An 8,337-nucleotide genomic window follows, 5' to 3' on the forward strand; every position below is an offset into this window, starting at 1 on the left:
ACTCTTGCTTGTAGGAGCAATTGCCATCGCTGCTGTGTCAGTCCTATTTATCATAACTGATTACCCGGACCTGATATAAACCTTCAATTTGCGCTCTGCAATTCGCAGTAATCACAGTGTACGGTTGCCAAAGCGAGCAAAGGGTTAGAGCTAATAAATGGCGTAGTTTTGAGCGGATATTTTCCGATGGTAGCCGAGAAATCCGCTATATTAGAGAAATTATTTATGGAAAAAAGAGAGCATTGCGTTACTGGGAAATCACAACAGATATAGAGACCCTTCCCGAAAACTCAACCTGGTATGTGATGACACAAATTCCGGGAGTCTTAGCTAAAGAAGTTGGGAATTTGTATGAAAATAGGACTTGGATTGAATATGGTTTTCGACAAAGTAAGAGTGAATTAGGGTGGGCAGATTTCCGATTCACCCAATATTCACAGATTGAAAAATGGTGGGAAATCGTTTGTAGTGCTTACCTGATGATCAGCCTCTATACTAGGTCTAATACAGTCGTTAACTCCCAGACTTCATCACCCAGCTCTTCATCCGCAAAAAACTTCTCACTTCTCCACCGCTTTGAGGAACATCCAGACGCTTGATGAAAAAAACAGTTGGAAGAGCCATCTAAACAACTTGAGATTAATACTACAACCTTTAATTAGCTTTAACTTGATACAACAGTGGCTAAAAGTTTTTCCAATTCCACAATTATCTACAAGCTTGGCTCGATTAAGAGCGTTAATAAATTTTTACCCAAATTCCTTCTCTTACTTAATAAAGGAGAGTGAATTATTATTTTCTTCTGCCTAGAGTGACAGAAGAGGGGTATCTGACGGGGGTCGTGTTTCTCACTATTTTATCACGGTCAATCGATCCGACATGATATAATGCCACATTTCATAAAGACGGTCGGATTCAGGAATTAATTCAAAGTGTAGGATGTAGGGTGTTATACTTACCGCCGTACTCTCCAGATTTAAACAAAATTGAACAATGTTGGTCTTGGCTAAAAAGTCGAATTCGTAAACAGCTCGCTCAGTTTGATTCTTTAACAGATGCGATCGAGTCTGTCTTACGCCTTGCATCCTAACGGCCTTGGCGGTTGCTATACATGATTCGGGATTGACGGAAATATTTGTGACAGTGGCACTGTCAGCAGCACGTCAATTTGGAGTAAACATCAACAGCTTACATCTAGATTCAAGTTCATTCCACGTTGATGGAGATTATCAACAGCAGGATGAAACAGTCGAATCAGGAGCAATACACATCACCCAAGGCTATTCCAGAGATCACCGCCCCGATTTGAAGCAATTTATCGTAGATCTCATGTGCAGTGGGGACGGAGATATTCCCTTGTATTTGAGAGTGGGGGATGGAAATGAAACTGACTCGGCAATATTTGCCCAACTCACACGGGAGTTCAGACAGCAATGGGATATTGATGCCTTATTTGTTGCTGATGCTGCACTTTATACCGCAAGCAACCTGGATCAAATGGAACAGTTACGATGGGTATCGAGGGTACCTGCTACCTTGACGAGTGCCAAACAATTGTTGCTATAGCAATCCTAAATGATTTGTGAGAAGTTACCATAACTGTGAAGTTTGGAAAAATCAAATATTTGATAATGAGTAACTAACTTAAATATATATTTGACGGTAGCAAATTTCTGACACAGATGATAACACTTCCTAATCCATTATGAGTGATTGTAACCAAATATCTTCAATTGGATTCTGAGTCGGATCGTAGGAGCGCGAATCTCAAACAAGTGATTTTCCAATCACATTCATCTAAACCATTATTAACCAATAACAAAAACTCTTTAACCTCTGCTGAACAATGATATTTAGCACCATCCCAAATTAATGCTATCCGCTTGTCGTTACATTTGCTCATTAGATACTTTAAATATTCAATAGTATGTTCTCCATTTCCCTTGGGAGAGGTCTGGAGCAGACATTGACCAGTCGCAATATTTACTGCGCGCAAGTAAGTCTGTCGCTATTTCTCATTAACAATTGGTACTTCTACTCTTTCATTCTTCTTGCCCCAAACATAGCCACAGATATAGTCATTTTAAATAAATGTGAGACAGAGGTCAGATCATGATAAAATCGCTAAAGATAGTTAATTAAAAAAAATGGCTTACAGTCTAGACCTAAGACAAAAAGTAGTCAATTATCTGGAAAATGGAGGGAGTATAACGAAAGCTGCTGCCATATTTAAGGTAGAAAGAGCAACAATTTATAGATGGTTAGGTAGGGAAGACCTTCGACCAACTCAGGTCAAGCACCGTCAACAAAAGCTAGATTGGGAAGCCCTCAAAAAAGATGTTGGAAAAATCCGCTCAGCAAGATTAGTAGAAAGAGCAAGAACTTTCAGGCGTCAGACCGAGTGCCATCTGCTATGCCTTAAAAAAATTGAAAGTTACCAGAAAAAAAACAATTTTGCTATCAAGAAAGAAATCGAGAATCAAGAATAAAATATTACAGAAATCTGAGATAATTAATTAAAATTTATGGCAGTAAAAGCATTGTATTTATTTATAAATCTGGATTTGAGGAATTTGAAGGTTGTGTTTGTGCCTGGGCAAAAAGAGGAAAAAAAGTCTATGGTGAAAGACCAGGAAAACGGGTAAAAAGAGAAAATTTAGTAGCAGCAAGAAGAAAAGGAAAGAAGGACTTAATTTAACCAATGCTCTTTATGGGTAGTTTGAACGCAGAAGGATTGGAAGGATGGTTATCTTTATATTAGTTACCAGATTTAACAAGTCCATCTATATTAATTATGGATAATGCACCCATTCCTCGTAAGACGGTCATTAGACTATTGGTTGAGGAGGCGGGTCATCAGATAATATTTTTACCAAAATACTCTCCTGACTTAAATGATATTGAGCATGATTTTAGTGCATTAAAGAGAGCTCTAATGTATGCGTCTCCTAGCACATCTCTTGATGAAATTATTCGTGCTTATTGTGCAGTCTAGTGTCTCACACTTATTTGAAATGACTATATCTCCCCAAATAAGATTACATTCATCCTGAAAAAAAACTACAAATTTACCTAATTCGATTTCATTACGATGAGCTTCTAGCCATTGGGTCAATTCTTTTGTTTTTTTTACCAGTTCAGGAGCTGTTTTAGGATTACGTTTTTGAGATTTTTTCTTTTCTTGAGCCAGCAGCGTCAAAAATCTCATAGTAACTCTGCTGAGAACTAAAAACTATCTCATACTGCTCCTCTATATAAGCTTTTAGTTCTCCTAAATTCCAATAATTATTTTTTTGGAGCCAATCAATGATGGCAGCGCGTTTATCAGGTTTTAAATATCCCACAGAACCCTTATAAGCCAGCTTGAGAGCAGATAGACCTTGCATGGTAAATATCTGATTCCATTTACTAATAAAGCCAGAACTCACTGATAAACTTTCCTGAATCTCTCGATGCTTATATCCTTTAAGTTGCATAGAGACGGTAATTGCTCGTCTCAACTCGCGGGGAGCGGGATTAGATTGGATAAATTCCGTTAACTCTTCTAACATAGATAAATTATGTAGTGATTCTGGCTATTATCTCATAAATCATTTAGGATTGCTATAGACATAGAACCTGATGCCTTCGTCGCCAGTTCGATGCCGACATACAAGATTGCCGCCTGTGGCAATACTTATGCGGGAATTCAACAACGATGGTTAGTAATTGAAAGTCAAGCCAGACTGGAATCTGACAAAAAACTGTTAGCAAAACGTGTAGCTAAACAGTTGGTGATCGCCACCACAGAATTGAAACAGTTATCTAGTCAACAGTTTGCTTGCAAACCTGATGCCATCCAAGCCGCCACAGCATTTTCACAACAACTACCCTATCATCAACATTTCTGGATGCAAGTATTGGAAATTTTTCAGCACCAACGACGTGGTAGACCACGCAAAAATCAGGCGGGGCACAAACATTATCAAATATCTGCCACTCTCATCTCTAAACCTAACGCTATTGAGTTGGAGATTCAACGGGCTGGCAAATTCATCCTGGCAACTAACGTCTTGGATGAGCAAATTCTCAGCGATGAGTCTGTCCTCAAGGAATACAAGGCACAGCAATCCACCGAACGCAGTTTTTGGTTTCTCAAATATCCGCCATTCTTTACTTCAAGTATCTTTCTGAACACTCCTCAACGAGTTGCAGCAATGGCAAGGGTGAGGGGTTTATGCTTATTGGTTTATAGTTTAGGTCAAAAGGCACTGCGCCAAGCTCTGGAGACAGCCAATCAAACGGTTGATAATCAAGTTGGTAAACCTACCACGAAACCCACCCTGCGATGGATTTTTCAATGTTTTATGTCGATTCATTTGTTGACGGTTGACAGCACCAAACACATTACCAATCTCACGTCAGAGCGATTATGGATTCTCCAGTTTTTTGGGGTTCCTTGCCGTAAATATTACCTCCTTTCCTAATCTATCTGCGGAATGTGGGATACTATAGACATCAAAAACCTCGTAGTCATTGATGAAACAGGTGTAAATCTGGCTATGACACGAAACTATAGTAGGTGCCAAGGTGGAGCCAGATTCTATTATAATCGCCCAGGAAATAAAGGCAAAAACCTCACTTTAATTGGAGCTATTAGTGAGGTCGGCTTAATTGCTACTATGACTTTTCCAGGTAGTCTAAACACAGCTACTTTTTTAGCTTTTCTGGATAAAATATTACTACATCAGTTGTGGATTGGAGCAATTGTAGTCAGGGATAATTTACCTGTACATTATGCTGAAACTACAAAAGCTTTAATTGAATCTGTTGGATGTCCGGTAAAATTTTTGCCTCCATACTCGCCTGAAAAATCGCCCCTTGAGTTATGTTGGTCAAAGTTAAAAGAAATTCTTCGTTCCCAAGCAGCTCGCACATCCGACGCTCTTGATGAAGCCATCACTATGGCTGTTAATCTTATTAATGATGAAAATGCTCTCAATTGGTTTAATCATTGTGGTTTGTTTTTTGAGCCTATTTAGAGAGGTACTTGTTGTGGCGGGTTGGCTTGCAAAGTGCTGTAAGAGATATTAGCCACCTGACGAAGGCAGCATTTTTCAAATAATGGAGCTAAACGAGTAGATTTTTTGACTCCCAATTTTTCGGCTTGTTTTTCAGTAATTATTAGCTGACCAATGCAACTTTTTACTGTGCGAGACCGTCCTGATTTCGTTCCTGTTGCCTGTTTGATAAAAAAAAACAACCTCCGGCCCGACTAATTCTAGCCATTGCTTTCGAATATGCTTTTCGATTGTTTGCAGACTTGATAATTCTGAGGCCGGAGTATTTTTGTACATAATCTCGGCAATCTCAGCAGCACAAGCTTTTAAACGCTCCTTCTGTTCAGGGGTCATAGCCACTCCTCCTACAAATGCAGTTCACGCTTCTGTTGACGCTCTACCTATTATCCTCTCTGGATAGCAGTTTTACAAAACCGGGATGCTCCCCTTGGAATTGCTGTGCAGAGGCTTTTTCAAACCATTATTGAACCTGATTGTAGAGAGTGGGATGATTTGCCTTGAGCGCCAGAACGTAATCTCCATTTTTGTCTATAATCTTTTTAGCAATTTCTGTTTGTGTCCCCATGGCATCAATGATGATGGAGCCTGTGATATCCAGCAATTCTAATAATGCAGGCATAGCAGTAATTTCATTATATTTATCTTCTACTTTCATCTGTCCCAACACTAGACGTTGTTCATGCTTTCCAGACACTAATGATATGGAGTGTTAATTTCCCTTGATTTCGGTCATATAGCGAGCGCAAATCATTCGTAAATGAACTAAGGGTTCGATCGAGCAGCAGTTCCATTGAGTATTGGTTCAAAAATACCAAATTTGTGTAACTTGAGAAAGTCAAAGCTTTGTGACTGTATAGTAAAATTGAAAAACCATTTTACCAAGGCATTCATAACTGAGCCACTTCCCAAATTTTCTCACCCAAGTCTTGCCATGAAGCCAAATATCTTCGACTGGATTCTGCTCGCCTAGCATTGGGAGCAAACAGGACACAAGTTAAAGGCCATTCATCCCGCTCCTTACCTTGATTAATTTCTTCTAGGTAAGCTTTCATATCTTTATATTTATGATAGCTGGCTCCATCCCAAATAATCAAATGTCTGGCTTCGGGATTTAAAGATTGTAAGTCTTTTAAGAAAGCGACTGTATTCTCAGAATTTGCCGTTGCATATTCTCGGAGAACAAACTGTTTTGTTAAATAATTTACTGCTCCATAATAAGTTTGTTTTTCTCTCTCATTCAGCAGCGGTATTTCTATTCTTTCGTTGCGCCTTCCCCAAAGATAGCCACAGACATCTCCCCTATTGAGATGACACTCATCAATCAAATACACCACAAGCTTTCTCGACTCTATAGCCGAGCGTTGTTCTTCCAGAATCTCACAAATTTCTTGGTGCTTTTTTTTGACGAGTTCTTCATCACGCTTTGGATTCGTTTTTTGAGATTTTTTCCAGCTAATTCCCGCTGATTTAAAAAGTTGATAGTAGCTAGCTTTTGATTGAAATTGAATCTGATACCGCTCTGCTATATGATTTGATAGTTCGGATAAATCCCACTGGTTTTTATTGGTTAACCATTGGATGACTTCCGCTCGTTCTTCTGGCTTAAGTTGTCCCCGCGAGCCTTGATGATTTAAGCGTAGCCCTTCAATTCCATGCAACGCATAATTAATTTTCCACTTGCTAATAAATGGAGACGATACTCCCAAGATTTCTTGAATTGTTTCGCGCTCGCTCCCTTCGATTAGCATACGGACAGAAATGGCTATGCTTGAGTTCTCTTGGATCGGGATTGCTGGCAATAAAATTTTCGAGTTCCAATAAAGCTTGGACTTCATGCTCCACAAATTTTTCTGCCGATTTTTTTGGGAACATCTCAATTCCTACTTAGATTAACGTCCTCATTATACATGATTTATAATTTACAAATCATTTGCGATCGCTATATAAATCCCTAATTGTATTCCCATCTCTGGGGATTATTTCTCTTCCCATCTTGGTGACAAAAGTTTCTACCCATTGAAGAAAACAACGATTTAATTCTTCTGGGTTAATGAACTCGAGTACCCGACGAAAGATGTTATCCGAGGGAATAGCGTGAGGTAATGCCAAAAATTTTTCTAACCACTGTTTTTTGCTAATGCCATAATTTTCCATGTCTTCCCATCCTTACGTTCCAGCAATTACTACTAAAATCGCAATTACTAATACCAATTTCCTAAAATAGTGCTACAGTTAGTAGGTGTACATTTTATGAATTAGTACCCAAATATAAGGAAAAAAATGTCAGGAATCGTCAAGATTAAACTTAGGAAAACAGAAGAAGAACTGAAAGCTCTTCTCAGGAAAGAGAAAGATGCGACTCGCCACGAAAAACTTCAAGTTCTGTATTGGCTCAAAACCCAAACGGTAGAAACTGTATTGTCTGCTGCTGTGCGGCTAGGGAAACATCGTACTACAATACAAAGATGGTTGTCGAGTTATCGAAGGGGGGGGAATAGAAGAATTATTATTCCAGAAACCTCGTTCGGGAAGACCAAGAATAATGAATCCAGAAACTCTAGAGAGATTCTCAAAGGAATTGCAAGAACCTGAAGGATTCAGGAGCTACAAAGAAGTACATCCATGGTTGACAAGCTGTTGTGAAGTAAAGGTGGCATATCGGACAGTACATCAGTGGGCCAGGTATCGGCTCAAAGGAAAATTATGCATTCCCGCTAAGGCGTGAGTGAAAAACAGAAATAAGGGGTAGTAGAAGAATTTAAAAAAAACTGTCATCTCTAATTAAAGACAGTTTGAGTCAGAGTGAGAGCTTTTTACAACAGTGGAAAAAAGTGCGATATTGGAGTGAAGATGAAAGTCGGATGGGGTTACATACGATTCAGAGAAGAAAGTTAACGGGTCGAGGCATAAAACCGCAAGGAAAAGTTCAAGGGGATTTTATTTATTTGTGGTTGTACGGAGCAGTAGAGCCACTAACAGGAGAGGGATTGTTTTACGAGTTACGCATCTAGACACAGTGTGCTTCGAGAAAATTTTAGAGCTATTTGCTAGTAAGTATCCTCTTGATTTACATATAGTTTAAGTAGATAATGGATGGTTTCATAACTCTTTAAATCTCAGTATACCAGAGAATGTGATTTTACTGTTTCAGCCGGCCTCTAGTCCGGAAGTAAACCCAATATAAAGACTTTGGGTGTATATAACAATACTCCGGACAGTTTTTAAATAGGGATGCTTACGCAATAAAGCACAGAAGCGAAAAAACAGAGTGCTATCT

7 protein-coding genes and 6 pseudogenes are annotated in these 8,337 nt (G+C 39.0%); 8 read left to right on the forward strand and 5 right to left on the reverse strand.

What is annotated here, in order from left to right:
- Positions 1 to 97: 97 nt before the first annotated feature.
- The 4 pseudogenes from QUA38_RS25495 to QUA38_RS25510 form a co-directional block, all read left to right on the forward strand.
- Positions 98 to 491 (forward strand): annotated as a pseudogene (locus tag QUA38_RS25495) (transposase); the annotation flags it as partial.
- A gap of 395 nt (positions 492 to 886) precedes the next feature.
- Positions 887 to 1,090, forward strand: a pseudogene (locus QUA38_RS25500) (transposase); the annotation flags it as partial.
- Positions 1,091 to 1,107: 17 nt separating this feature from the next.
- Positions 1,108 to 1,560 (forward strand): annotated as a pseudogene (locus QUA38_RS25505) (IS1634 family transposase); the annotation flags it as partial.
- Positions 1,561 to 2,147: 587 nt separating this feature from the next.
- A pseudogene (locus QUA38_RS25510) lies at positions 2,148 to 2,995 on the forward strand (IS630 transposase-related protein).
- Between the two features lie 160 nt (positions 2,996 to 3,155).
- On the opposite strand, the gene QUA38_RS25515 reads toward QUA38_RS25510, so the two are convergent.
- Entirely contained in the window at positions 3,156 to 3,551 is a 396-nt protein-coding gene (locus tag QUA38_RS25515; RefSeq protein WP_333166877.1) for a transposase, read from the reverse strand.
- Positions 3,552 to 3,608: 57 nt separating this feature from the next.
- On the opposite strand from QUA38_RS25515, the pseudogene QUA38_RS25520 reads away from it, so the two are divergent.
- Both QUA38_RS25520 and QUA38_RS25525 read left to right on the forward strand, forming a co-directional pair.
- Positions 3,609 to 4,466, forward strand: a pseudogene (locus QUA38_RS25520) (IS1634 family transposase); the annotation flags it as partial.
- A 12-nt stretch (positions 4,467 to 4,478) separates the two neighbouring features.
- Complete coding sequence (locus QUA38_RS25525; protein ID WP_333166878.1) at positions 4,479 to 5,021, forward strand: transposase; 543 nt, start codon at positions 4,479 to 4,481, stop codon at positions 5,019 to 5,021.
- A gap of 132 nt (positions 5,022 to 5,153) precedes the next feature.
- Here the strand turns inward: QUA38_RS25525 and QUA38_RS25530 are convergent, their stop codons facing one another.
- The 4 genes and pseudogenes from QUA38_RS25530 to QUA38_RS25545 form a co-directional block, all read right to left on the reverse strand.
- Entirely contained in the window at positions 5,154 to 5,393 is a 240-nt protein-coding gene (locus QUA38_RS25530; RefSeq protein WP_333166880.1) for a hypothetical protein, read from the reverse strand.
- Between the two features lie 127 nt (positions 5,394 to 5,520).
- Positions 5,521 to 5,754: an ISAs1 family transposase gene (locus QUA38_RS25535; RefSeq protein WP_445305102.1), complete on the reverse strand. Its 234-nt coding sequence runs from the start codon at positions 5,752 to 5,754 to the stop codon at positions 5,521 to 5,523.
- Between the two features lie 68 nt (positions 5,755 to 5,822).
- Positions 5,823 to 6,932: pseudogene (locus tag QUA38_RS25540) on the reverse strand (IS630 family transposase).
- A gap of 54 nt (positions 6,933 to 6,986) precedes the next feature.
- Complete coding sequence (locus tag QUA38_RS25545) at positions 6,987 to 7,214, reverse strand: transposase family protein (protein ID WP_445305103.1); 228 nt, start codon at positions 7,212 to 7,214, stop codon at positions 6,987 to 6,989.
- Between the two features lie 126 nt (positions 7,215 to 7,340).
- Between QUA38_RS25545 and QUA38_RS25550 the strand changes: the two genes are divergently transcribed.
- The gene (locus QUA38_RS25550) at positions 7,341 to 7,652 is read left to right on the forward strand and encodes a helix-turn-helix domain-containing protein (protein WP_333166882.1); all 312 of its coding nucleotides are present in this window, start codon (positions 7,341 to 7,343) and stop codon (positions 7,650 to 7,652) included.
- Between the two features lie 200 nt (positions 7,653 to 7,852).
- Entirely contained in the window at positions 7,853 to 8,071 is a 219-nt protein-coding gene (locus QUA38_RS25555; protein WP_333166884.1) for a hypothetical protein, read from the forward strand.
- Positions 8,072 to 8,337: the final 266 nt, after the last annotated feature.

The organism is Microcoleus sp. Pol12B4, from assembly GCF_036701385.1.
GTDB lineage: Bacteria > Cyanobacteriota > Cyanobacteriia > Cyanobacteriales > Microcoleaceae > Microcoleus.

Coding starts and splice junctions, on each gene's coding strand:
- QUA38_RS25515 (WP_333166877.1), bottom strand. CDS start 3,551: ATGTTAGAAGAGTTAACGGAATTTATCCAATCTAATCCCGCTCCCCGC.
- QUA38_RS25525 (WP_333166878.1), top strand. CDS start 4,479: ATGTGGGATACTATAGACATCAAAAACCTCGTAGTCATTGATGAAACA.
- QUA38_RS25530 (WP_333166880.1), bottom strand. CDS start 5,393: ATGACCCCTGAACAGAAGGAGCGTTTAAAAGCTTGTGCTGCTGAGATT.
- QUA38_RS25545 (WP_445305103.1), bottom strand. CDS start 7,214: ATGGAAAATTATGGCATTAGCAAAAAACAGTGGTTAGAAAAATTTTTG.
- QUA38_RS25550 (WP_333166882.1), top strand. CDS start 7,341: ATGTCAGGAATCGTCAAGATTAAACTTAGGAAAACAGAAGAAGAACTG.